Origin of the sequence: Amycolatopsis alkalitolerans (assembly GCF_006152065.1) — a bacterium.
GTDB lineage: Bacteria > Actinomycetota > Actinomycetes > Mycobacteriales > Pseudonocardiaceae > Amycolatopsis_E > Amycolatopsis_E alkalitolerans.
On the sequence record NZ_VDFW01000015.1, the window covers coordinates 1 to 22564 of the forward strand.

General features: G+C 70.3%; 25 protein-coding genes. 16 read left to right on the forward strand and 9 right to left on the reverse strand.

Annotation, left to right across the window (positions count from 1 at the left end; genetic code table 11):
• Positions 1–186: 186 nt before the first annotated feature.
• From FG385_RS17790 to FG385_RS17800, 3 genes are all read left to right on the forward strand, one after another.
• Positions 187–1740, forward strand: coding sequence for an HD domain-containing phosphohydrolase (locus FG385_RS17790; RefSeq protein ID WP_235022626.1), 1554 nt, complete (start codon positions 187–189; stop codon positions 1738–1740).
• Between the two features lie 73 nt (positions 1741–1813).
• The gene (locus tag FG385_RS17795) at positions 1814–2179 is read left to right on the forward strand and encodes a DsrE family protein (protein WP_139097882.1); all 366 of its coding nucleotides are present in this window, start codon (positions 1814–1816) and stop codon (positions 2177–2179) included.
• Positions 2180–2190: 11 nt separating this feature from the next.
• Positions 2191–2973 (forward strand): methyltransferase domain-containing protein, encoded by a 783-nt coding sequence (locus tag FG385_RS17800; protein WP_139097883.1) that lies wholly within the window; start codon positions 2191–2193, stop codon positions 2971–2973.
• Here FG385_RS17800 and FG385_RS17805 read toward each other — a convergent pair.
• Positions 2970–3239 (reverse strand): DUF2631 domain-containing protein, encoded by a 270-nt coding sequence (locus FG385_RS17805; RefSeq protein ID WP_235022627.1) that lies wholly within the window; start codon positions 3237–3239, stop codon positions 2970–2972. The genes FG385_RS17800 and FG385_RS17805 overlap by 4 nt on opposite strands.
• A 92-nt stretch (positions 3240–3331) precedes the next feature.
• On the opposite strand from FG385_RS17805, the gene dxr reads away from it, so the two are divergent.
• The 9 genes from dxr to map all read left to right on the forward strand — a co-directional run bounded on the left by dxr (position 3332) and on the right by map (position 10759).
• Positions 3332–4540, forward strand: coding sequence for a 1-deoxy-D-xylulose-5-phosphate reductoisomerase (gene dxr, locus FG385_RS17810; RefSeq protein ID WP_139097885.1), 1209 nt, complete (start codon positions 3332–3334; stop codon positions 4538–4540).
• A gap of 3 nt (positions 4541–4543) precedes the next feature.
• Complete coding sequence (locus FG385_RS17815) at positions 4544–5767, forward strand: M50 family metallopeptidase (RefSeq protein ID WP_139097886.1); 1224 nt, start codon at positions 4544–4546, stop codon at positions 5765–5767.
• Between the two features lie 46 nt (positions 5768–5813).
• Positions 5814–6959, forward strand: coding sequence for a flavodoxin-dependent (E)-4-hydroxy-3-methylbut-2-enyl-diphosphate synthase (gene ispG, locus FG385_RS17820; RefSeq protein WP_139097887.1), 1146 nt, complete (start codon positions 5814–5816; stop codon positions 6957–6959).
• Positions 6960–7186: 227 nt separating this feature from the next.
• On the forward strand, positions 7187–7435 hold the full coding sequence (locus FG385_RS34875; protein WP_235022628.1) for a hypothetical protein: 249 nt from the start codon (positions 7187–7189) through the stop codon (positions 7433–7435).
• The gene (locus FG385_RS34880; RefSeq protein ID WP_235022629.1) at positions 7436–7756 is read left to right on the forward strand and encodes a Uma2 family endonuclease; all 321 of its coding nucleotides are present in this window, start codon (positions 7436–7438) and stop codon (positions 7754–7756) included. It begins immediately after the preceding gene.
• Positions 7757–7759: 3 nt separating this feature from the next.
• Positions 7760–8584, forward strand: coding sequence for a helix-turn-helix domain-containing protein (locus FG385_RS17830; protein WP_139097888.1), 825 nt, complete (start codon positions 7760–7762; stop codon positions 8582–8584).
• A gap of 4 nt (positions 8585–8588) precedes the next feature.
• Entirely contained in the window at positions 8589–8981 is a 393-nt protein-coding gene (locus FG385_RS17835; RefSeq protein ID WP_139097889.1) for a VOC family protein, read from the forward strand.
• A 48-nt stretch (positions 8982–9029) separates the two neighbouring features.
• Positions 9030–9884 carry a GNAT family N-acetyltransferase gene (locus FG385_RS17840; protein WP_139097890.1) on the forward strand — a complete coding sequence of 285 codons (855 nt, stop codon included), beginning with the start codon at positions 9030–9032 and terminating at the stop codon, positions 9882–9884.
• Positions 9885–9901: 17 nt separating this feature from the next.
• Positions 9902–10759, forward strand: coding sequence for a type I methionyl aminopeptidase (map, locus tag FG385_RS17845; RefSeq protein WP_139097891.1), 858 nt, complete (start codon positions 9902–9904; stop codon positions 10757–10759).
• Here the strand turns inward: map and FG385_RS17850 are convergent.
• On the reverse strand, positions 10722–11414 hold the full coding sequence (locus FG385_RS17850; protein WP_139097892.1) for a FadR/GntR family transcriptional regulator: 693 nt from the start codon (positions 11412–11414) through the stop codon (positions 10722–10724). The genes map and FG385_RS17850 overlap by 38 nt on opposite strands.
• A gap of 82 nt (positions 11415–11496) precedes the next feature.
• Here FG385_RS17850 and FG385_RS17855 point away from each other — a divergent pair, with 82 nt between their 5' ends.
• A complete protein-coding gene (locus FG385_RS17855; protein WP_235022630.1) occupies positions 11497–12657 on the forward strand; it encodes a CynX/NimT family MFS transporter in 1161 nt (386 codons plus the stop codon).
• On the opposite strand, the gene FG385_RS17860 is transcribed toward FG385_RS17855, so the two are convergent.
• Complete coding sequence (locus FG385_RS17860) at positions 12587–13834, reverse strand: MFS transporter (protein ID WP_235022631.1); 1248 nt, start codon at positions 13832–13834, stop codon at positions 12587–12589. The two genes, FG385_RS17855 and FG385_RS17860, sit on opposite strands and share 71 nt — an antisense overlap.
• 128 nt (positions 13835–13962) lie before the next feature.
• Between FG385_RS17860 and FG385_RS17865 the strand changes: the two genes are divergently transcribed.
• A complete protein-coding gene (locus tag FG385_RS17865) occupies positions 13963–14901 on the forward strand; it encodes a LysR family transcriptional regulator (RefSeq protein WP_139097895.1) in 939 nt (312 codons plus the stop codon).
• 45 nt (positions 14902–14946) lie between these two features.
• On the opposite strand, the gene FG385_RS17870 is transcribed toward FG385_RS17865, so the two are convergent.
• From FG385_RS17870 to FG385_RS17880, 3 genes are all read right to left on the reverse strand, one after another.
• Entirely contained in the window at positions 14947–15387 is a 441-nt protein-coding gene (locus FG385_RS17870) for an SRPBCC family protein (RefSeq protein WP_139097896.1), read from the reverse strand.
• Positions 15371–15721 (reverse strand): ArsR/SmtB family transcription factor, encoded by a 351-nt coding sequence (locus FG385_RS17875; RefSeq protein ID WP_200834510.1) that lies wholly within the window; start codon positions 15719–15721, stop codon positions 15371–15373. The genes FG385_RS17870 and FG385_RS17875 overlap by 17 nt, the downstream gene beginning before the upstream one ends.
• Before the next feature lie 77 nt (positions 15722–15798).
• Positions 15799–17178 (reverse strand): mycothione reductase, encoded by a 1380-nt coding sequence (locus tag FG385_RS17880; RefSeq protein ID WP_139097897.1) that lies wholly within the window; start codon positions 17176–17178, stop codon positions 15799–15801.
• A 236-nt stretch (positions 17179–17414) separates the two neighbouring features.
• Here FG385_RS17880 and FG385_RS17885 point away from each other — a divergent pair, with 236 nt between their 5' ends.
• Positions 17415–18251, forward strand: a complete 837-nt coding sequence (locus FG385_RS17885; protein WP_139097898.1) for a S1 family peptidase — start codon at positions 17415–17417, stop codon at positions 18249–18251.
• Positions 18252–18260: 9 nt separating this feature from the next.
• Positions 18261–18695: a GNAT family N-acetyltransferase gene (locus tag FG385_RS17890; RefSeq protein WP_139097899.1), complete on the forward strand. Its 435-nt coding sequence runs from the start codon at positions 18261–18263 to the stop codon at positions 18693–18695.
• On the opposite strand, the gene FG385_RS17895 is transcribed toward FG385_RS17890, so the two are convergent.
• The 3 genes from FG385_RS17895 to FG385_RS17905 form a co-directional block, all read right to left on the reverse strand.
• Positions 18658–19833, reverse strand: coding sequence for an 8-amino-7-oxononanoate synthase (locus tag FG385_RS17895; protein ID WP_139097900.1), 1176 nt, complete (start codon positions 19831–19833; stop codon positions 18658–18660). The two genes, FG385_RS17890 and FG385_RS17895, sit on opposite strands and share 38 nt — an antisense overlap.
• Before the next feature lie 81 nt (positions 19834–19914).
• Positions 19915–21279, reverse strand: a complete 1365-nt coding sequence (locus tag FG385_RS17900) for a DEAD/DEAH box helicase (protein WP_235022632.1) — start codon at positions 21277–21279, stop codon at positions 19915–19917.
• A gap of 218 nt (positions 21280–21497) precedes the next feature.
• Positions 21498–22376 (reverse strand): serine protein kinase RIO, encoded by an 879-nt coding sequence (locus FG385_RS17905; protein ID WP_235022633.1) that lies wholly within the window; start codon positions 22374–22376, stop codon positions 21498–21500.
• Between the last annotated feature and the right edge of the window lie 188 nt (positions 22377–22564).

Sequence of the window (22564 nt, forward strand, 5' to 3'; positions counted from 1 at the left end):
GGAGTGGCGTGCACGGTGCGGGACACGCGTGGTCAGGAGATCGCGGCGGCGTGCGGGCAGCTCGCCGCCGAAGGCTGAAGTGGACCTGCAGGCGCGGATCCCGCACCTGCCGGTACAGGTCGGGCCTGGGCGAATGTCCGCGAACTGAAGGGGCTACGGGGCGGATCGCGGAGCTAGGCTTCGCAGGTGGAGTTCGCCGATCGGGATGCCGGGATCAGCCTGGCCGAGCTACTGGCGGCGTTTTCGCTGGCGACAGACCTCGGGCTGGGCCAGCCGATGGAGCACGTCCTCCGGTCGTGGCGGATCGCGGCGCGGCTTGCCGCTTGTACCGGGCTGCCGGAGGACCAGCGGCCGTCGCTGTTCTACGTCTCGATGCTCGCCTGGGTCGGCTGTGTCGCCGACGCCCCGGAGGTGGCCGCGTCGTTCGGCGACGACATCGCCTTCCGCGCGGACAGCTTCCAGGTCGATCTCGCCGGACTGCCGGGGCTCGGGTTCTTCCTGAGCCATGCGGGCAGGGGAGGGCCGGTGTGGCACCGGGCGCGCGTCGTCACCACCATCCTGGCCAGCGGCGGCCAGAGCATCGTGCAGGGCATGCAGTCCCACTGTCTGACGACGTCGACGCTGGCGGAGCGGCTCGGACTCGGCACGGACGTGGTGACGGCGCTTCGCCAGTTCTTCACGCGCTGGGATGGGCGCGGTGTGCCGCAGGGCGTGGGCGGCACGGACATCGCGCCGGTCATCCGGCTGCTGCATCTCGCGGACGTCGTCGAGGTCCGGCACCGGACCGGCGGGATCGACGGCGCGCTCGAAGTCGCGAGGGCGCGCCGCGGCCGCCAGTTCGCCCCGGACGTGGTGGACGCGTTCGTCGCGCACGCCCCCGAGGTGCTGTCCGGCGTCGGCGCCGAGGCGGAGTCGACCGACGATCCGCAGCTGCGGTGCCCGCTGACGGAGGGTCGGCTGGACGCGGCGCTCGAGGCGCTGGCCGACTTCACCGACCTGCGCTGCGCGTCACGGGCCGGGCATTCCCGTGGGGTCGCGGAGCTGGTCGGAGAGGCGGCACGGGCGATCGGGCTGCCTCACGGGGACGTCGTCGCCACCCGGCGCGCGGGACTGCTGCACGACGTCGGGCTGCACGGTGTGCCGGTGACGATCCTCGACCGGCCGGGCCCGCTGTCGGCGACCGACTGGGAGCGCGTGCGGCTCAGTTCGTACTACACCGAGCGCGTGCTCGCGCGGCCCGCGGCGCTGGCCAGGCCGGGCGCGATCGCGGCGGTGGCCCACGAGCGCATGGACGGCAGCGGATACCACCGCGGCCTCAGCGGCGCCGCCGTGCCGATGACCGGGCGTCTGCTGGCCGCGGCGTGCATGTACCGGGCGATGGTGGAACCGAGGGCACACCGGCCGGCGCTGCACGGCAAGCAGGCCGCCGGGGTCGTGCGGGCCGGGGTCCGGGCCGGCACGCTCGACGGCGACGCGTCGGAGGCCGTCCTCTCCGCCGCGGGCAACGGCGGCAGGCGCCGGGTGTCGGGCCCGGCCGGGCTCACCCCGCGCGAAGTCGAGGTGCTGATCCTGATCTCGCGCGGCGCGCAGACCGGCGAAGTCGCCGCCCGGCTGGGGATCTCGCGCAAGACCGCCGGCACGCACATCGAGCGGATCTACACCAAGACCGGGGCCTCGTCACGCTCCACCGCGACGTTGTTTGCGCTGCGCAACGGCTTGCTCGACCCTCTCGATCTGTAGGGAGAACACCCGACGACACAGGCGCTTCCCGCTCCTAACGTCCCATCCGAAGACGAGCGGAAAGGAGCGGACCATGTCGAACAAGGCCGTCATCAGTCTGTCGACGGGACTCGAGGACCCGGAGAAGGTCACTGTCGCCTTCCTCGTCGCGGTCGGCGCCGCGGAGACGGGACACGAGACGCTGATGTTCCTGTCCAAGGAGGCGGTCCGCCTCTCCGCGCCGGGCACGGCCGTGGGCACCGCGTGCGCCGGCTGCCCGCCGCTGGCGGACCTCCTCGAGCGCTACGAGACGGCGGGCGGGCGGTACTACGTCTGCCCGATCTGCTTCAACGCCAAGGAACTCGACGCGGAGAACCTCATTCCCGGCGCGGAGCTGAACGGCACCGTCCCGCTGTGGAAATGGATCGGCGACGAGCCCGCGACCACATTCAGCTACTGAAGGAGCCGACGATGACCAGCACTACACACCGGCTCGACACCGCCGAGCTGGAAACCCGGGTCAAGGCCATGTACGAGCAGGTGGCGCTCGAACCCGGCCAGGAGTTCCACTTCGAGACCGGCCGTGCTCTCGCCGAGCGCCTCGGCTACCCGGCTTCGCACCTCGACGCCATCCCGGCCGCGGCGATCGAGTCGTTCGCGGGGGTGGGCTACTTCCTCGACCTGGCCGGCATCCGGCCGGGTGAGACCGTGCTCGACCTGGGCAGCGGCTCCGGCACCGACAGCTTCCTCGCCGCTTTGGCGACCGGGCCGGCCGGCCGGGTGATCGGCGTGGACATGACACCGGCGCAACTGGACAAGGCGGGCACGCTCGCCGCGGCGGCCGGGCTGGCGAACACCGTGTTCCGCGACGGCCACATCGAAGACCCGCCCGTCGCGGACAGGTCGGTGGACTGCGTCATTTCGAACGGGGTCATCAACCTCTCGCCGGACAAACCGGCGGTGTTCGCCGCCGCGGCGAGGGCGTTGCGCCCGGGCGGACGGCTGGCGATCGCCGACATCGTGACGGCCTCGCACCTCCCGGCGGGCGTCACGTGCGACGCCTCGCTGTGGGCGGCGTGCATCGGTGGCGCCGCGCAGCGCGACGACTACTTCGCCGACATCCACGCCGCCGGGTTCGAGATCGACACGGTCCGCGAGAACGACTACCGATTCCTCTCGGACCGGGCCGCCGGGGCCTCGGAGAAGTTCGGGGTCGCGAGCATCAGCCTGCTCGCCAGGCTGCGGCGCGACTAGCGGCGCCAGGCGGTGCGGCGCTTCTTGATGTCCACGAGCAGGGCGATCGCGATCCCGACCGCGGTACCCACCAGCCAGACGTTCTCGGTGTTGTTCTCGTGGTTGTTGTTGATCATTAGGAGCAGCACCACCACGGTGAGCCAGCCCGCGATGCGCGAGGCCTTGGGGAAACCCCCGTGCCAGCCCCACTCGGCCGAGGGCTCATCGCGCGGGTCCACCTTCGCCGGCTCGGACTTCTGCCGCTTGACGACCGCCTTGGTAGCCACGATCACTCCTCGAGAGCCTGCCATCACCTTCGTCACCGATGATCCCACATGCGCCGACACCATGCGTCAGGCGGTTCGGGACAATGGAGGTGATGAACACGACCCGCACCGTCCTCGTGCTCGGCTCGACCGGCTCGATCGGCACCCAGGCGCTGGACGTCGCCGCCCGCAACAAGGACCTGTTCCGCATCGCCGGGATCGCCGCCGGCGGCAGCGATCCGGCGGCGCTGGCCGCGCAGGCGCTCGCCCACCAGGTGGACGCGGTGGCCATCACGAAGGCCACCGCGGCCGAGGACCTGCAGCTCGCGCTCTACGCCGAGGCCCAGAAGCGCGGCTACGCCAGCGGCGACTTCAAGCTGCCCCGGATCTTCGCGGGCACCGGCGCGGTGGTCGAGCTGATCGGCGCCGTCCCGGTCGACGTGGTGCTCAACGGCCTCCCGGGCTCGCAGGGGCTCGAGCCGACGCTCCGCGCCCTCGAAACGGGCGCCACCCTGGCGCTGGCGAACAAGGAGTCCCTGATCGCCGGGGGCCCGCTCGTGCTGAAAGCGGCCAAGCCCGGTCAGCTGGTCCCGGTCGACTCCGAGCACTCCGCGATGGCCCAGGCCCTGCGCGGCGGGCGGGCCGACGAGGTGGACCGGCTCGTGCTGACCGCTTCGGGCGGCCCGTTCCGCGGCCGCGCCCGGAGCGACCTCGAGCATGTCTCCGTCGAGGAGGCGCTCAAGCATCCGACCTGGTCGATGGGCCGGCTGGTCACGATCAACTCCGCGACCCTGGTCAACAAGGGCCTCGAGCTCATCGAGGCGAAACTGCTGTTCGGCGTGCCGTGCGACCGGATCGACGTGGTCGTGCACCCCCAGTCGATCGTGCACTCGATGGTGACCTTCACCGACGGCTCGACGCTGGCCCAGGCGAGCCCGCCCGACATGCGCCTGCCGATCTCCCTCGCGCTGAACTGGCCGGATCGCGTGGCCGGGGCGGCGCACCCCTGCCGCTGGGACGAGGCCACCGCCTGGACGTTCGAACCGCTGGACGGCGCCGCTTTCCCGGCCGTCGAACTCGCGCGGCACGCCGGCACCGTCGGCGGTTGCCTGCCGGCGGTGTTCAACGCGGCGAACGAGGTGATGGTGGCGGCCTTCCTGGCGCAGAACGCCCGCTTCACGTCCATCGTGGACACTGTTGAACAGGTGGTCCTCGCGGCCGCCGAGTGGCACCGCGAACCGCGTGACCTGGAGGATGTATTCGCCGCGGAGCAGTGGGCGCGCGGTCGTGCCGCTGAGCTGAACTCAACCGAGAGGAAGTAGGGCTTGCTCGCCTACGTTTTCGGAGTCGTGTTGTTCGCGCTGGGCATCTGCGTGTCCGTCGCGCTGCACGAGGCAGGCCATATGGTCACTGCCAAAGCCTTCGGGATGAAGGTGCGGCGCTACTTCGTCGGCTTCGGGCCCAAGGTGTTCTCGTTCCGCCGCGGCGAGACCGAGTACGGCGTGAAGTGGATCCCGCTCGGCGGGTTCTGCGACATCGCCGGCATGACCGCGCTCGACGAGGTGACCCCGGAAGAGGCGCCGCGCGCGATGTGGCGGTTCAAGACCTGGAAGCGCACGGTCGTGATGGCCGCCGGGTCGGTGACGCATTTCATCCTCGGCTTCATCGTGCTCTACCTGATGGCCACGACGATGGGCCTGCCGAACCTGACCGGCACACCCAAGATCGCCTCGGTCTCCGACTGCGTGCGCGACGCGCGGACGGACCAGGAGTACGTCAACCCCGTGTGCCAGCCCGGCGATCCGGCCCCGGCCAAGCAGGGCGGCCTGCTTCCCGGCGACCAGATCGTGTCGGTGGCCGGGGTCAGCACGCCGACGTGGACCGACGTGACCGGCAGGATCCAGCAGCTGTCCGGACCGGTGGCGGTCGACGTCAAGCGGGACGGGCGGACGGTGCCGCTGACGATCGACGTCGTGCAGGTCGACCGCCCCGTCACCGACGCGACCAACCCGCAGGGGCCGGAGAAGATCGTCAAGGTGGGCTCGATCGGCGTCACCATGCTCACCAACTTCACCTACAACCCGATCACCGCGTTCGGCGGCGCGGGCCAGTTCACCGCGGACATGTTCGTGCAGACCTGGGACCGGCTGCTCGAGTTCCCCGAGCGCATCCCGGCGGTCGTGCACTCGATCTTCGGCGGCCAGCGTGACCCGAACACCCCGGTCAGCGTGGTCGGCGCGAGCCGGATCGGCGGCGAGGCCGTCGAGGCGGGCCTGTGGTCGCTGTTCCTGCTCCTGCTGGCGAGCCTGAACTTCTTCGTGGGCGTGTTCAACCTGCTGCCGCTGCTGCCGCTCGACGGCGGGCATATCGCGGTGACCTGGTACGAACGGGTCCGCGACTGGGTGCGCGGGCTGCGCGGAAAGGCCGCCGGCGGGCCGGTGGACTACACCAAGCTGTCGGCGATCACGATGGTGCTGGTGTTCCTCGGCGGGGCCGTAACGCTGCTCACCGTGACGGCGGACATCGTCAACCCGATCCGGCTGCAGTAGGTAGGCTGGGCCCGTACGCATCCCTTCGGAAGCCGTAGAGGATTCGATGAGCGTCGCGCTTGGTATGCCTGCCCTTCCGCCTCCCGTACTCGCCGATCGCCGTCCCACCCGCCAGCTGCAGGTCGGTTCGGTCGGGGTCGGCAGCGAGCATCCGATCTCCGTGCAGTCGATGACCACCACGCTGACCGCGGACGTCAACGCGACGCTGCAGCAGATCGCGGAGCTGACCGCGGCCGGCTGCGACATCGTGCGGGTCGCCTGCCCGTCGGCGGACGACGCCGAGGCGCTGCCTGCCATCGCGCGGAAGTCGAAGATCCCGGTCATCGCCGACATCCACTTCCAGCCCAAGTACGTGTTCGCCGCGATCGAGGCCGGCTGTGCCGCCGTGCGGGTGAACCCGGGCAACATCAAGAAGTTCGACGACAAGGTCAAGGAGATCGCGCAGGCGGCGAAGGACCACGGCACCCCGATCCGGATCGGGGTGAACGCCGGTTCGCTCGACCCGCGGATCATGCAGAAGCACGGGAAGGCCACCCCGGAGGCGCTCGCGGAGTCGGCGCTGTGGGAGGCGTCGCTGTTCGCCGAGCACGATTTCCACGACATCAAGATCTCGGTCAAGCACCACGATCCGGTGACGATGGTCCGGGCCTACGAGCTGCTCGCCGAGCAGTGCGACTACCCGCTGCACCTGGGCGTCACCGAGGCCGGCCCGGCTTTCCAGGGCACCGTCAAGTCGGCTGTCGCGTTCGGCGCGCTGCTGCGGCAGGGCATCGGGGACACGATCCGGGTGTCGCTGTCCGCGCCGCCGGTCGAGGAGGTCAAGGTCGGCACGCAGATCCTGCAGTCGCTGAACCTGCGTCCCCGCAAACTGGAGATCGTGTCCTGCCCGTCGTGCGGGCGGGCGCAGGTCGACGTCTACAAGCTGGCCGACGAGGTGACCGCGGGCCTGGAGGGCATGGAGGTGCCGCTGCGGGTCGCCGTGATGGGCTGCGTGGTCAACGGCCCCGGCGAGGCACGCGAGGCGGACCTCGGGGTGGCCAGCGGTAACGGCAAGGGCCAGATCTTCGTCCGGGGCGAGGTCATCAAGACCGTGCCCGAGCACCAGATCGTGGAGACCCTGATCGAAGAGGCGATGCGCATCGCGGAGGAGTCGGGGGAGGGCTCCGGCGAGCCCGTCGTGACCGTCAGCTGACGCGGAGCGCAGTGGAAGACCGCGGTCAGCGCCTGATCACGGGTGGTTAGTCTCGTTCCTGCCGAGGCATTTTACTAATCCGACCAAAAGTAGGCGGACCCCGAGCAATACGTAACCGTTGCTACGCAAGCCGGATAGCCGTGGCTGTGGTCGGATTAGTGGACGGCACCGCGTGCGCCTTCTGCCGCTATCCTTACGAGTAGTCGAGCGCAGGAACGGGGTGGGTCATGAGCACCGCATTCGCGGGTTCCATGCTGGACTGGAACTACCTTCTGGATACCTGGCGGGAGCTGGAAGTCCCCGAGGGGCGGCGGCCGGAGCTGACCGTCGAGGGGATCCAGATGACGCCACCACCGTGGGGACCGCACAACCTGATCGCCGGTTGGGTCAACAGAGCCCTGTTGCCCGCCGTACCGGACGGCTGCGAACTTTTCCAGACACAGGGCGTGGGTATCAAGCAGATCGGCGGCATCTAGGTGCCCGACTTCTGCGTGGCGCCGCGCGAAGCCATTCCACACAATTCCGATCCGGTTCCGGCGGAGCACGTGCTGCTCGCTGTCGAGATCACGTCGAAGAGCAACGCCGAGCACGACCGCAAGAAGAAGCGGTGGGCCTACGCGCATGGTCCGATCCCGCGCTACGTGTTGATCGACCAGTTCGACGATGACGGTCCCGCGGTCACCCTGTTCTCGAAGCCGAAGGAAGGCGTGTACAACCAGACCATCCGGGTTCCGTTCGGTGACCCCGTCGAGATCGGCGACCCGTTCGACCTCACGATGGACACGTCTCGGTTCTGACCGATGGTCACCGAGATGGCCGCCGGGCAGCCTCATCCAGGGTTGCGGCAGCTCGTCTCGCGCTACCTCGGCTACGCCCAAGACGACGTCCCGCTCGGCCTGCACCGGGGCCTGCCGTCGCGGCACGTGACGTTGATCATCAGCCTCGCCGAGCCCATCCGCCTCGTGGGCATGCCGCGGCCCGGCGAACCGCCGGCGGACCTCATGGCGCCAGTCGGCGGCATGCAGCTGAGCCCGGCGCTTATCCGCCAGGACCGGTTCCAGCGCGGCGTCCACGTCGAACTCGACCCGCTCGCCGTGCGGTCGCTGTTCGGGATACCCGCCGCCGAGTTGAGCGAACACGTCGTCGACCTGGCCGACCTGTCCCCGCGGCTCGAGCGGCTGCCCGAGCGGCTCGCCGAGGCCGGCTGCTGGGAGCGCCGCTTCGGCCTCCTCGACGAGTTTCTGCTGGCCGAGGCCGCGGAAGCCGAGTACTCCCCGGAGGTCGGCTGGGCGTGGCGGCGCCTGCGTGCGGCCGCCGGGCGGATCAGGGTCGGCACCCTCGCCGGTGAGGTCGGCTGGAGCCGCCGGCATTTCACCGAGCGGTTCCGCCGTGAGCTCGGGCTCTCCCCGAAACAGGCCGCCCGGGTCCTGCGGTTCGAGCGCGCCGGAGCTCTGCTCAGGCAGGGGCACGGTGACCTGGCCGGGCTGGCGACGGACTGCGGCTACTACGACCAGGCGCACCTGACCAACGAATGGCGCGCGCTGGCCGGCTGTCCGCCCGGCGTCTGGATCGCCGAGGAGCTCCCATTCCTCCAAGACGCGCCCCTGCCAGAAGACCCACGCTAGGGGCATGACACAACCCACAGTCTGGCCGGCCCTTCGCTACGACGACGCGCCGGCCGCGATCCGTTTCCTCGTTGACGTTTTCGGTTTCCGGGAAGCACTCGTGGTGCCCGACGAGCGGGGCGACATCAGGCACGCCGAGCTGCGCTGGCCCGAAGGCGGCGCCGTGATGCTCGGGAGCACCAAGCGCACCGAGAGCGTGCACGCCGAGATGAAGGCGGGCGTCACGTCGGTCTACGTGGTGACCGACGACGTCGACGGGGTGTACGCGCGGGTGCGGCGGGCCGGTTTCGAGCTTGCGGAAGACCTGCACGACACCGACTTCGGCTCCCACACGTTCACCACCCGTGATCCCGAGGGGAACCAGTGGACCTTCGGCACCTACCGGGGCGCGCCGTGACCACCCTCGGTTTCCCGTAACCGGGGTTCATCTGGCAATCTGGACGGTGTGTTGCGGCTTGCCGGTGCACGGCTGCTCGGTGATCGGGACTATCCCGCGGTTCATGCCGTTCTGGCGGCCGACCCGGTCGCCAGTTGCATGGTCAGCGCACGGGTCGAGGTCACAGGTCTCGACCCCTGGCGGCTCGGCGGGGAGCTGTGGGCGGCCGACCACCGTGCCGCCCGCTCCGGTCGCCTGGCCGGGCTGTGCTTCTCCGGCCCCAACCTGATCCCCTTGCGGGGCAACTCCTCCGCCCTGCGCTCGTTCGCCGACCGGGCCCTGCGCAAGCAGCGCATCTGCTCGTCCCTGGTCGGCCCGGCCGAGCAGGTGCTGGGGCTGTGGGACGAGCTCGAGCCGGAGTGGGGCCCGGCCCGTGAGATCCGCGGCGACCAGCCGCTCATGGCGACCGACCGCCAGCCCGCGGTGGCTCCGGACGCGTTCGTGCGGCCCGTCCGGCCCGACGAGCTCGAGCGGTACCTGCCCGCCGCCATCGCGATGTTCATCGAAGAGGTGGGCGTCGATCCCCGCGCGGGTGACGGGGGCGCGAGCTACCGCGCCCGGGTCGCCGAGCTGATCTCCGGCGGCCGGGCCTTCGCGCGGTTCGAGGGTGGCGAGGTCGTGTTCAAGGCGGAGATCGGCGCGCTTTCCCGCACGGTCGGCCAGATCCAGGGGGTGTGGGTGCACCCGGACCGCCGCGGTCACGGTCTCGGCACGGCGGGCACGGCGGCCGTGGTCAGCAGGCTCGTCAACGGGATGGGCCGCACGGCCAGCCTGTACGTCAACTCGTTCAACGCGCCCGCGCTCGCCGCCTACCGGCGGCTGGGGTTCAGCCAGGTCGGCCGCTACGCCACGGTCCTGTTCTGAGTCGTAGGCTGGGGTCCATGTCCCTGCGTGCTCCGCTGAAGCCCGGCGTCCAGACGCCGCGCCGTCTCGTTCCCGCCAGCATTCCGCGCCCCGAGTACGTGGACAAGCCGGCGCCGAAGCGGGACGGCGGTAACGGCGTGCGCACGCCCGAGGTCATCGAGGCCATGCGGGTCGCGTGCCGGATCGCGGCGCAGGCGCTGGACGAGGGTGGCAAGGCCGTCAAGCCGGGCAACACCACCGAAGACGTCGACAAGGTCGTGCACGAGTTCCTGCTCGACCACCAGGCGTACCCGTCGACGCTGGGTTACCGGAACTTCCCGAAGTCCTGCTGCACCTCGCTGAACGAGGTGATCTGCCACGGGATCCCGGACTCGACGGTGATCGAGGACGGTGACATCTGCAATATCGATGTCACGGCGTTCATCGGTGGCGTGCACGGCGACACGAACGCGACCTTCCTCGCCGGCGACGTGTCCGAGGATGCGCGGCTGCTCGTCGAACGCACGCGTGAGGCGACCATGCGCGCGATCAAGGCCGTCCGGCCAGGGCGCCAGCTCAACGTGATCGGCCGGGTGATCGAGTCCTACGCGAAGCGTTTCGGCTACGGCGTGGTGCGCGACTTCACCGGGCACGGGGTCGGCCCGGCCTTCCACACGGCGCCGACCGTGCTGCACTACGAGGACCCGTCGGTGACCACGGTCATCGAGGAGGGCATGACCTTCACGATCGAGCCGATGATCACGCTCGGCTCGATCGACTACGACATCTGGGACGACGACTGGACGGTCACCACGAAGGACAAGAGCTGGACGGCCCAGTTCGAGCACACCCTCGTGGTCACCGCGACCGGCGCGGAGATCCTGACCCTTCCCTGAGCAGCTGGTCGAGGAACCCGCCGGCCTCGGCCGCGGCGCGTGCCGGGTCGCGGTCGGCGATCGCCGCCAGCAGCCCGCTGTGCCCGATCTCGGCGCGGTCGTGCAGCGGGTCGCGCGAGGTCGCGGCGACGCTCGCGCTGACGGCCTCGGTGAGCCCTCGGTACAGCTCGGTCAGCAGCCGGTTGTGTCCACATCGGACGACGGTGAGGTGGAATTCGGTGTCCACGCGGACGAAGTCCTCGTGGCGTCCTTCGTCCCACGCGCGGTCGCGTTCGGCCAGCACCGCCCGCAGCTCGGCGAGATCCTCGTCGGTGCGCGCTTCGGCGGCCAGCCGGGCGCCCTCGACCTCCAGGCTGCGCCGCACCTGCAGCACTTCCCGCAGTTCGGTACCGCACAACCGGCGGATCGCTCCGGAGACCTCGCTCGTGGCGCGCACGTAGGTACCGTCGCCCTGGCGGACTTCGAGCAGTCCGCTGTGGGCGAGCGCGCGGATCGCCTCGCGGATCGTGTTCCGGCCCACGCCGAGCGTTTCGGCCAGCGCGGTCTCGGGCGGGATTCGCCCGCCCACCGGCCATTCGCCGCCGGAGATGGCCTCGCGCAGCTGGCCGATCACCTGGTCCACCAGACCCGCGCGGCGCGTTGTGGCTAGCGGCACGACAATTGTCCCTTCACCCAATCATCCTACGTCTGCGATAGTAGCGGGCGTGGTCGAAACCCCGGTGAAACAAACTCCCCGCGTGCTGATCGGCGGCGGGGTGCTCGGTGCGGCCGTCGTGCTCGCCGCGCTGAACCTGCGGCCCGCCGTGACGGCCACCGGGTCGGTGCTGGACGAGATGCGGGAGTCGCTCGGTGCGAGCGCGACCTGGGCGAGTGCGCTGACCACCGCGCCCGGCCTGTGCTTCGCGGCGGCGGGTTTGGCCGCGCCGTGGGTGGCGAAGCGGGTCGGGATCAGCGCCTCGGTGGCGGCCTCGCTCGTGTTGCTGACCGGCGGGATGATCCTGCGGGTACTCGACGGCCCGCTCGTGGTGCTCGGGGGCACGCTTGTCGCGACGGCGGGAATCGCGCTGGCCAACGTGCTGATCCCGGTCGTGGTGAAGGAGTCGTTCACCGCCAGGATCGGGCTCGTGACCGGCCTCTACACCGGGGCGTTGCAGGCCGGCGGCGCGCTGGGTTCGGCGGTGACCCCGGCGCTCTCCGGCGCCTTCGGCGGCTGGCGAGAGGGCTTGGTGAGCTGGGCCGTGCTGTCGGGTCTCGCGCTCGTCGTATGGCTGGCCGTCGCCCGGACCCGGCCGGCTTCGGGGCATGGTGCGGGCTCACCGGAGACCACCGAGCGGTCGCTGCTGCGCAACCGGCTTGCCTGGATCGTCACGATCTTCTTCGGCCTGCAGGCGTGCCTCGCGTACATCGTGATGGGCTGGCTGCCCGAGGTGTTCATCGACGCCGGCCTCAGCCGTGCCGACGCCGGGCTGCTGGTCGGCCTGGTCTCGATCATCGGGCTGCCGGTCAGCCTGATCGTGCCGCCGCTCGCCGCGCGTCAGGGCAGCCAGAGCTGGTGGATCCTGGCGCTCGGCGTCTTCGGGCTCACCGGCGTCGCCGGGACCATGGTCGCGCCCAGCGCCGCGCCGGTGCTGTGGGGCATCCTGATCGGACTGGGCATGTCCGTGTTCTCACTCGCGCTGACCACGATCGCCCTGCGGGCCCGCACCGGCGGTGACACGGCGCGGCTTTCCGGGATGGCCCAGGGGTTCGGCTACCTGTTCGCGGCCGCGGGCCCCTTCGTGTTCGGCGTGCTGCACGATCTCACCGGCGGCTGGACGGTGCCGTTCCTCATGCTGCTGGTGATCGTCGCGGTGCAGATGGTGTTCGGATTCCTGGCGGGTCGCCCGCGCTACGTCTAGGCAGCAAGAGCGGGGTGCCGAGCAGGAGGACGCCGGAGACGGTGATCGCGGTGAGCGGGCTGGTCAGTGTCGCGAGGATGCCCCAGAGCACCATGAGCGCCGCCTGCGTGAGCTTGCCGCTGATAGTCCACGCGCTGAGGACCCGCGCGGTCTGATCGGCGGGCGCGCGCCGCAGGCGTTCTGTCGCGTAGATGGGGTTGAAGATGCCCATGCAGGTGATCAGCAGGCCCTCGACGACGATGACCGTGAGAAGTCCGGGGATGGCTGGCCGGGTGAAGGCGAGGCCGAGCGGGAAGAGCGATCGCAGCCAGCCGGAGACGATCATGACCCGGTGCTGGCCGTAGCGGGCGACGAGGCGCGCGGACAAGCGGGAGCCGGCGAAGCCACCGACGGCGGGGATGCCGAAAGCGAGACCGTATTGCCAGGCCGGGAAATGGTACTGGCCCAGCAGGAGGACCGACAGGAGCGGGCCGGTGGCCATGATCAGGCCGCCGACCGTCAGGGAGTTGAAGAACAGGCGCCGTAGGACAGGGTCGCGGAGGATGCATCGCCAACCGCCCAGAAGGCCGGCCCCGCGCACCGTGCCGGCCCGGTCCCGGGGTGCCGCGACGTCTCCGCCACGGATGCGGAGGACCCCGAGCGCGGACAGCAGGTAGCTGACGGCGTCCGCGGCGACGGTGATGACCGGGCCGAGCAACCCGATCAGCGCGCCGCCCAGCGGCGGGCCCGCTGCGGTCGCCACCCACGCCGTGGCCCCGAGTCTGCCGTTCGCGGCAAGGAGGTGATCGCCGCGAACGAGGTGTTTCAGGTAAGCGCCGGACGCGGCGGTGAAGGCGATGCTCGCGGTGGTGCCGGTGACCGAGACCACCAGCAACTGGCCGTAGGACAGAAAACCGAGGGAGTAGGCGATCGGAATGCTCGCCATCGCGAGGAAGCGGACCACGTCCATCGCGATCATCACCGGGCGCTTGGACCGATGCTCGACCCACGGTCCGAGGAGGACCGCGACGATCGCCGCGACGGCGAGCCCGGCGGATTCGAGGAGCGACACGGCGAACGCGGGCGCATGCAGGACACGAACCGCGATGAGCGGGAACGCCCCGAAGGCGATCCACGTGCCGTAGGTGCTCACGGCGTAGGCCGACCACAGCCGGCGGAAGCCGGCCCCCAGCTTCACGTGCACAAGACTCCCTCACGACAACCAGCCGTTGGACCCCGCGAGCACAGCAGCGACCGCGGTGGCGGATCAAACAACCGCGCTCCCGGCGAGCCACAACGATCAGTTGGGCACCTAAGCTGCCCTCGATGGATACCGAAGCGGTGCGATCATTCGTCCGGGCAGCCGAGCTCGGACAGCTGCAACACGCCGCCGACGAGCTGGGCGTGACACAGCAGGCGGTTTCGAAGCGGATCGCCGCCCTCGAGCGCGAGCTGGAAATCCGCCTGTTCACCCGGACCGCCCGAGGGGTGGAGTTGACGCTCGACGGTCAGGCGTTCCTCCCACATGCGCGGAGCATCGTCACGGGTGTCGAGCGCGCCATCACCGCGATCAGGCCGAACTCACGGGCCTTGCGGATCGACGTCCTCGGGTTCCGAAGCGGCCAGGCCGTCATCCTCCACGACTACTGGCGGTCGCATCCCGGAACCGACCTCGACGTGGTGACCTTGAGAGCGGCGGACCCGCAGGTGGCGGTCGCCGCGATCCAAGCGGGCGACATCGACGCGTCGTTCCGCACGATCACCGACCCGGCCGCGCTGCCACGCGACGTCCGGATGGTCCACGTGCTCGACTTCCCGCTGGAGTTCCTCGCGGGCCCGAGGCATCCGCTGGCCGCCGCGCGAACGCTGACACCGGCCCAGCTGCGCGGGCACCGGATCTGGGTGCCGGGCATCGCACCCCGATGCGAATGGGGCGTGTTCTACGACCAGCTCGCCACCGAACTCGACCTCCGCATCGACGGGGCGGGCCCGAACTTCGGCGTCGAAGTCGTCCTCGACACCCTTGCGGACTCGGCCGACGTCGCCACCCTCGTCGGCAACCGCGACCGCCTCGTCTGGCCGGCCGGCTACGACCTTCGCCGCATCCCGGTCGTGAACCCGACGATCGCCTACCCGCTGTCGCTCCTCTTCCGCGCCACGGATCCACCACCCGGACTGCGCGGGATCATCGACTACTTCCGAAGCCTGGCAACACTTCCCGAGCCCGTCTGGCGTCCATTCTGGACACGACGTAGCGCCGCCTAGTGAGTCTGGCCCTCAAGCATCCGGTGCTCCGCCGCGGCTCCTTCGTCAGACGGGCAGGCTCGCGAGATAGGCGTCGAACCGGTCGAGGCTGGTGGCGAACCCGGCCCGCGCCTCGGCGCTGAGGTACGCGGCGGGCACGTTGGTCTGATGCGTGATCACCTCGGTACGGCCGTCGCCGAGGTCGTGAAAGGTGATCTCGGTGCGCATACCGCCCTCGACCTCCGGCTCGATCCATACGAGCAGTTCCGGGCGGCGCACCTCGGCGTAGACCGCCCGCATCGTGTAGGTGCCGCCGTCTTCGCCGACCATGGTCGTCTCGAACGCGCCGCCGGGGCGCAGGTCGACGACGATGTTCTCGACCGGCGTCGTCGTGCCCGCCGGGCCCCAGAAGTGGGCGAGGTGCTCGGGTTTGGTCATACAGTCGAACAGCAGCTCGCGCGAACCGTGGTGGACGCGCCGGATGGTGAGCTCACCGGTCTCGGTCATCGTTCGGCCTCCTCAAGGCGGCAAGGTGGGTGCCAAGGCGGTCGTGGCGATCGGCCCAGATCCGCCGGTGGCGCTCGATCCAGCCGGCGGCCGCCGCCAGGCGTTCCGTTTCGAGTACGCAGGGCCGCGATTGCGCGGCCCGGATACGTGAGATGAGCCGGGCCTGCTCGAGCACCTTCAGATGCTTGGAGATCGCCTGCTGGGTCATGCCGAACGGCTCGACCAGCTGGCCCACGGTCGCGTTGCCCCGGGCGAGCCGTTCCAGGATGGCGCGCCGGGTGGGATCCGCGAGCGCGGAGAACACCTGGCTCAACTCGTCTTCGGCCACTGGCATGCCCGGAACAGTACACACAACCGCAAGTTTGTACAACTATCTGGTTGTTGAAGCCGGGCGGCGGCCGGAAGGGGGACTCAGCCGAGGTCGAGGTTCAGCAGCGCGTTCTCGATCAGCTCCGGCAGCGCCGGATGGATCCAGTACTGGCCCCGCGCCATGCTTCGCGCGTCGAGGCCGAAGCTCATGGCCTGGACGAGCGGCTGGATCACGGTCGAGGCGTGCGGGCCGATGATGTGCGCGCCCAGCAGATGCCCGGTCTCCGGATCCGCCAGGAGTTTCGCGAACCCGGTGGTGTCCTCCATCGCCCAGCCGTAGGCGATCCCGGCGTAGTCCTGTTTGGACGTCACGTAGTTCAGGCCACGCCGGCGGGCCTGCTGCTCGGTCAGGCCGACGGAAGCGATCTGCGGTGAGCTGAACACCGCGTGCGGGACGAACCGGTGGTCCGCCTGGATTCGTTCGTCCGGATGCAGCAGATTGTGTTGCACCACATGGGCTTCGTGATTCGCGACGTGCTTGAGCTCATACGGCGAGGAGATGTCGCCGAGCGCGTAGACACCCTCGGCCGAGGTCTGCTGGTACGCGTCCACCACGACGTGTCCACTGTCCATTGTGGTCACACCGGTGGCGGCCACGTCGAGCAGATCGGAGTTGGGGCGCCGGCCGACCGCGACGAGCAGTTCGTCGGTCTCGATGACGTCCCCGCCGGCCAGTTCGACGGCGATACCCGATTCCGTCCGCCGTACCCGGCGCGGCCTGTGGTTGAGCCGGACGTCGAAACGCTCGCTCGCCAGTTCCGTGAACCGCGCGCTGACGTCCTCGTCCTCGCCGCGCAGGAGGGCGCCCGACCGCGCGACCACGGTGACGTCGACGCCGAACGACGAGAACACGTGCGCGAACTCCGCCCCGATGAACCCGCTGCCGATGATCACCAGCCGTGAGGGCAGCTTGTCGAGCCGCATCACGGTGTCGGAGGTGTGGTAGCCGACCTCGTCGAGGCCCTCGATGTCCGGGATGACCGGGCGCCCGCCCGCGGCGAGCACGAACCGGTCCGCGGTGATCGTCTCGGTGCCCTCGGCGAGGGAGACCGCCATCTCCTTGTGCCCGGTGAAGCGGCCTTCGCCCTCGTACACCGTGACGTTGGCGTTGTCCGCGTGGTTGATCCGGTAGTCGTGACCGCCGAGCGCGATCGGGTCGATACGGCCGAAAATGCGATCGCGGACGTCGCGCCACCGCACGTTGAGCAACTCCTCGTCCACGCCGAACCGGCTGCTGATCGCCGGGGTCGCGGCGAGGTCGGCCGTGTGCACGAACATCTTGGTCGGAATGCAGCCGACATTGAGGCAGGTACCGCCGAAAACGCCCTTTTCGACGATCGCCGTCTTCCAGTCCGCGAATCTCGGGTCGGGAATCGAGTTCCCGGAGCCGGTACCGACGATCACCAGGTCGTAGTGGGGCACGCTCTTCCTCCGCGGTCAGCTGGATCCTTTTCGGTGAACCCGCCGGGCGCGGATCTTGTTCCCGCGAGCCGCTCGTCGCCGGCTTGACAGGCCGCGGGGAGACCACCCGATCCAGTGACACCGCCTCGAATGTCGGTCGACTAGGGTTGCGACGGCCGCATCCTTACGCGCCGGAGTCCAGTGAATGCCGAGCGCGACGACATGCACAGGCCGCATCCGGTAGAGAGGGCAGATCCATGGCGAAGCACGCCCGGCGCGACCGCAAGTTCCGTTTCCTGCTCGCGGGCGCTGCCGCGGTCGCGGCGTCCTTACCCGTCGCCGCTGTCGCGGCCACCAGCGGCCCCGCCACGACTCCGCCCGCGCCGCAGGTGCAGCCGCGCATCGTCGGCGGCGACCAGGCCTCCATCGAGGACTATCCGTACGCGGTCTTCCTGACCGACGCCAAGGGAAACCAGTTCTGCGGCGGCGTGCTCGTCAGTTCCTCGGCCGTCGCGACGGCGGCACACTGCGCGTCGGCGGTGTCACAGTCGGATCTGCGCGTCGTGGCCGGCCGCGAGGAGAAGTCCGGTTCGGACGGGGTCGTCGCGCGCGTCGTGCGGGTCTGGACGGAGCCCGGGTTCACCGACCCCGGCAAGGGCGACGACGTCGCGGTGTTCAACCTGGACCGGCGGCTGCCGTACCAGCCGGTCAAACTGCCCAGCCAGTCCGACACCTCCCTGTACAACGCGGGCACGAACGCGACCGTGGTCGGCTGGGGGCGCACGAGCGACGGAGGCGCCCGCGCGACCTCGCTACGCAAGGCCGTCGTCCCGATCGTCAGCGATTCGAGCTGCCTGTCCAGCTACGGCAACTACGACGCGAAGAGCATGGTCTGCGCGGGCTATCCGCAGGGCGGGGTCGACGCCTGCCAGGGCGACTCGGGCGGCCCGCTCGTCGAGGGTGACACGCTGGTCGGCCTCGTCTCATGGGGCGACGGGTGCGCGAAGCCCGGTAAGCCCGGCGTGTACGCGCGCGTCGGCACCTACGCCGACGACATCAGGGCGCAGTCCCAGCAGCGCGGGCTTCTCTGGTAGCAAGGACCGGTGAACGTCACCGGAACCGAGCTGACCACGAGCCAGCTCTACGACCTGCTCCAACTGCGCGTCGACGTGTTCGTCGTCGAGCAGAACTGCCCCTATCCCGAGCTCGACGGCCGGGATCTGCTGCCGGGGACGCGGCATCTGTGGTTGTCCGGTGAACAGGGCGTCGAGTCGTACCTGCGGGTCCTGGACGAGGGTGGGCGCTACCGCATCGGGCGCGTGGTGACGGCGAAACGTGCCCGTGGCCGCGGCCTCGCCGCGCGCCTGATGACCGAAGCGCTCGAGATCGTCGGGGAAGCCGACAGCGTGCTCGACGCGCAGACGTACGCGCAGGGGTTCTACGCGAAGTTCGGGTACGTCCCCGAGGGTGAAGAATTCGACGAGGACGGTATCCCGCACATCAGGATGTGGCGGCGCGTGGCGGCGCGCACGCGCTGATCACCTTCACCGCGGTGTCCACATCGGACTCGCTGAGGTCCGCGCGCGCGGTCAGGCGAAGCCGGGAGATGCCGTCGGGCACCGATGGCGGCCGGAAGCAGCCGACTCGCACGCCCTGCTCGATGCAGCGCGCCGCCCAGCCGACGGCCTCGTCGGCCGAGGGGGCCTGCACCGACACGACGGCCGCGTCCGGCCGGCTGACCCGGAAGCCCGCGTCGGTGAGCTGTTCGGACAGCCGCGCCGCGTTCGCCAGCACCTTGCCGGCCAGGTCCGGTTCGGACTTGAGCACACCGAGCGCGGCCAGTGCGGCGGCGGCGCTGGCGGGCGCGAGACCGGTGTCGAAGATGAAACTGCGCGCGGTCTCCACGAGATGCTTGATGACACGGCGCGGCCCGAGTACCGCGCCTCCTTGCGCGCCAAGAGATTTCGACAACGTCACCGTGGTCACGACGTCGGGTTGACCGGCGAGGCCGGCTGCGTGCACCGCGCCACGGCCCCCTTCGCCGAGCACACCGAACCCGTGCGCGTCGTCGATGAGCAAGGCCGCGCCGTATTTGCGGCACGCCGTGGAGAGCTCGGTCAGCGGCGCGAGATCCCCGTCGACGGAGAACACCGAGTCGGTGACCACGAGCGCGCGGTCCGTACGCCGCGTCGCCAACGCATGCTCGACAGCGGCCGCATCGCTGTGCGCGACGGCGGCGATCCCGGCCCGGGAAAGGCGGCAGCCCTCGATGAGTGAGGCGTGGATGTACTTGTCGGTCACGATCGCCGATTCGGCGCCCGACAACGCCGTCACCGCGCCGAGGTTCGCGGTGAAGCCCGAGGAGAACACCAGCGCCGCCTGGAACCCGCAGAACCGCGCGAGTTCGTGCTCCAGTTCCGCGTGCAGTTCCGTGGAACCCGTGACCAGGCGCGAACCCGTGGCGCCCGCACCCCAGCGCAGCGCGGCCGCCGCGGCCGCTCCGGCCACCCGCTTGTCCCGTGCCAGACCGAGATAGTCGTTGCCGGCCAGGTCCAGTTCGGCGCTCGACGCAGGGCGCGGGTTGAGCCTGCGGGTCAGGCCCGCTTCAGCGCGCCGGTCCGCCTCCGCGTCCAGCCAGTCGAAAACCTGCTCGGGCGGTTTCTGGGCTGCATCCACCCCCGCAGTGTCTCAGGCCCGTCCCACGACGCGGTGGAGGCCACCGTCACACCTCGACGATGGCCTCCCTGAACTGCGCAGTCAGTCGCGCGTGCGGCGCGCCGGGCCGCGACCGTCGCGCCGCGGCGGACGGCCTTCGCGGAACCCGCCCTGACGGTGCCCACCGAAACCGCGGCCACGGCCGCCCTGGTGGCGGTTACCGCGCGGCCCGCCATCGCGGCGGGGCTGCGGCTCACGGCGCCGCTCGGGCACGGGCACGCCACTGGGCTCGCGGGCACCGGTGACCCGGGCGAGTTCCCGGTCCCCGGGGCGCACGACGGTCGACTCCGCGCGCACCCCGGCGCGCTCGGTCATCCGCCGCACCGTGCGGCGCTGGTCGTGCGTGACGAGCGTGACCACCGTGCCGGACGCCCCCGCGCGCGCCGTGCGGCCCGCGCGGTGCAGGTAGTCCTTGTGGTCGGCCGCCGGGTCGACATGCAGCACGAGGCTCACGTCGTCGACGTGGATACCGCGGGCCGCGACGTCGGTGGCGACCAGCACCGGGGTGTGGCCTTCCTTGAAGTCGGCGAGCACGCGGTTGCGCTGGCCCTGGGTCTTGCCACCGTGCAACGCACCGGCCGCGACACCCCTGGCACGCAGCCGCTCGGCCAGCCGGTCGACGTGGTGCTTCGTGCGCACGAACATGATCGTGCGGCCCTCGCGGGCGCCGATCTCGGTGACGATCGACTGCTTGTCCTGGTGCGACACCTGGAACACGTAGTGGTCCATCGTGTCCACGCTCGCGGTGACGGGCGCGACCGAATGCTCGACCGGGTCGGTCAGGTAGCGGTCGACGAGTTTCTTGACGTCCCCGTCGAGCGTCGCGGAGAACAGCAGGCGCTGCCCACCGGGCGGGGTCAGGTCGAGGATCTCCCGGACCTGCGGCAGGAAGCCCATGTCGGCCATCTGATCGGCTTCGTCGAGGGCGATGAAGTTCACATCCGACAGCACGCAGGTGCCCTGCCGCACGTGGTCCGAAAGCCGGCCGGGGGTGGCGATCAGCAGATCGACGCCCCGGTTGAGCACATCGGCCTGTCGCGTGAAGGCCATCCCGCCGACGACGGTGCGGCACCACAGGTTCATCGCCTTGGCCAGCGGGATGAGCGCGTCGGCGACCTGCATCGCCAGCTCACGGGTCGGGACCAGCACGAGCGCGCGCGGGTGCTTCGGACGGGCCTTGCCGCCGCCCAGCCGGCCCAGCAACGCCAGCCCGAACGCCAGGGTCTTGCCGGAACCGGTCTGCGCGCGGCCCAGCACGTCGCGCCCGGCGAGCGCGTCGGGCAGGGTGGCCGACTGGATCGGGAACGGGGAGGTCATCCCCTGCTCCCGCAGGGCGCCGAGCAGCGCCCGCGGAAGGTCGAGGTCTTCGAACGAGGTCACCGAGGTGGACTCGAAGGTGATGCTCACTAACTGCCTCTCGGACGTGGCACGTCGCAAGGAGGCCCAACCGCCCGCTTCGTTCGGGGCGCAGTGTTGTCCTGGGCGTTCACAGGGACGGACCCGGCGCATTAGGTGCGCCTTTGGTGGGTGGATTACCGCGAGCCACGAAAGCTGGCTTGGCCGCGAAGAACAACACTCCACGCCGCCGGTTGCGGTCTGTGATGAGTCTACCTGAAGGGCTGAACTCACCTGAGACCGGCCCGATCACGCAGCTTGGCGACGAGATCGGGCACATCGAGGTTCAGACCGCGTGAGCTGAACCACCCGGCGAGGTTCGCCGCGTCGCGGGCCAGATATTCGGCGCCGCCGGGGTTGGCGAACACATCGACCAGTTGCGGGGTGTCGATGAGCATCAGCCTGCTCTCGTGGACGAGGACGTTGTAGGCGGACAGGTCGCCGTGCGCGAGCCCCTCGGCGGCCAACTGCTCGAGCGCCTTCTCCGCCTGGAACCACAGGTCGGCCAGCTCGTCCTCGCCGGGCCGGAGCTGCGCGAGCCGCGGCGCGGCAGTCCCGTCCTCGTCACCGAGGAACTCCAGCAGCAGCTCGGTACCGTCGCGCTGCACGGGGTACGGCACCGGCAGCCCGGCCGTCCACAGGCGACCCAGCGCGGCGAACTCGGCCACCGCCCACTGCTCCGCGATGAGGTTGCGGCCGAACGAGGTCCGGTTGGCCATCGCCCGGTTCTCCCTCGAGCGGCGCATGCGGCGGCCCTCGAGATAGCCGGAGTCGCGGTGGAACTGGCGGTGTTCGCTCGAGCGGTAGCGCTTCGCGGCGAGCAGGCATTCGCGGGATCGGTCCGGCAGCCCGCGGCGCAGCAGATGCACGTCGGCTTCCTTGCCGGTCTTGAGGATGCCGAGTTCGGTGTCGACGGCGGCGAGGTCGGTGACGAGCCACTCCGGGTACGGCTGCGGGCCGCGCTCGCCGGTGTCCCAGGTCGAGTAACGGTCCCCGTCGCCGGGGAGATCCTGTTCGGGCGATTCGGCCAGCCGGGCACGTTCGTATTCGGTGAGGCGGCCACGACGGGTGTAGGTGTCGTTGTCGAAACGGTCGCGCTTGTCACGCACTGGTGGGTTCTCCTTGCGAGGGTGCCCCACCAGGCGTGACTTCAGCCGAGCGGGGCGAACGGATGGGAAAGGGCACGAGTCAGCACGGGAACAGCCATCGTGTGCCTCCTTTCGTCCGCCGGAACCGTGATGATCTGCTCGCGGCGGCTGCTGGCGCAACCGAATTACCAGTCCGGCCGAAGGCAGGC

Coding starts and splice junctions, on each gene's coding strand:
- FG385_RS17870 (WP_139097896.1), bottom strand. CDS start 15,387: ATGACCGAGACCGGTGAGCTCACCATCCGGCGCGTCCACCACGGTTCG.
- FG385_RS17830 (WP_139097888.1), top strand. CDS start 7,760: ATGGTCACCGAGATGGCCGCCGGGCAGCCTCATCCAGGGTTGCGGCAG.
- dxr (WP_139097885.1), top strand. CDS start 3,332: ATGAACACGACCCGCACCGTCCTCGTGCTCGGCTCGACCGGCTCGATC.
- FG385_RS34875 (WP_235022628.1), top strand. CDS start 7,187: ATGAGCACCGCATTCGCGGGTTCCATGCTGGACTGGAACTACCTTCTG.
- ispG (WP_139097887.1), top strand. CDS start 5,814: ATGAGCGTCGCGCTTGGTATGCCTGCCCTTCCGCCTCCCGTACTCGCC.
- FG385_RS17875 (WP_200834510.1), bottom strand. CDS start 15,721: ATGCCAGTGGCCGAAGACGAGTTGAGCCAGGTGTTCTCCGCGCTCGCG.
- FG385_RS17795 (WP_139097882.1), top strand. CDS start 1,814: ATGTCGAACAAGGCCGTCATCAGTCTGTCGACGGGACTCGAGGACCCG.
- FG385_RS17800 (WP_139097883.1), top strand. CDS start 2,191: ATGACCAGCACTACACACCGGCTCGACACCGCCGAGCTGGAAACCCGG.
- map (WP_139097891.1), top strand. CDS start 9,902: ATGTCCCTGCGTGCTCCGCTGAAGCCCGGCGTCCAGACGCCGCGCCGT.
- FG385_RS17885 (WP_139097898.1), top strand. CDS start 17,415: ATGGCGAAGCACGCCCGGCGCGACCGCAAGTTCCGTTTCCTGCTCGCG.
- FG385_RS17835 (WP_139097889.1), top strand. CDS start 8,589: ATGACACAACCCACAGTCTGGCCGGCCCTTCGCTACGACGACGCGCCG.
- FG385_RS17865 (WP_139097895.1), top strand. CDS start 13,963: ATGGATACCGAAGCGGTGCGATCATTCGTCCGGGCAGCCGAGCTCGGA.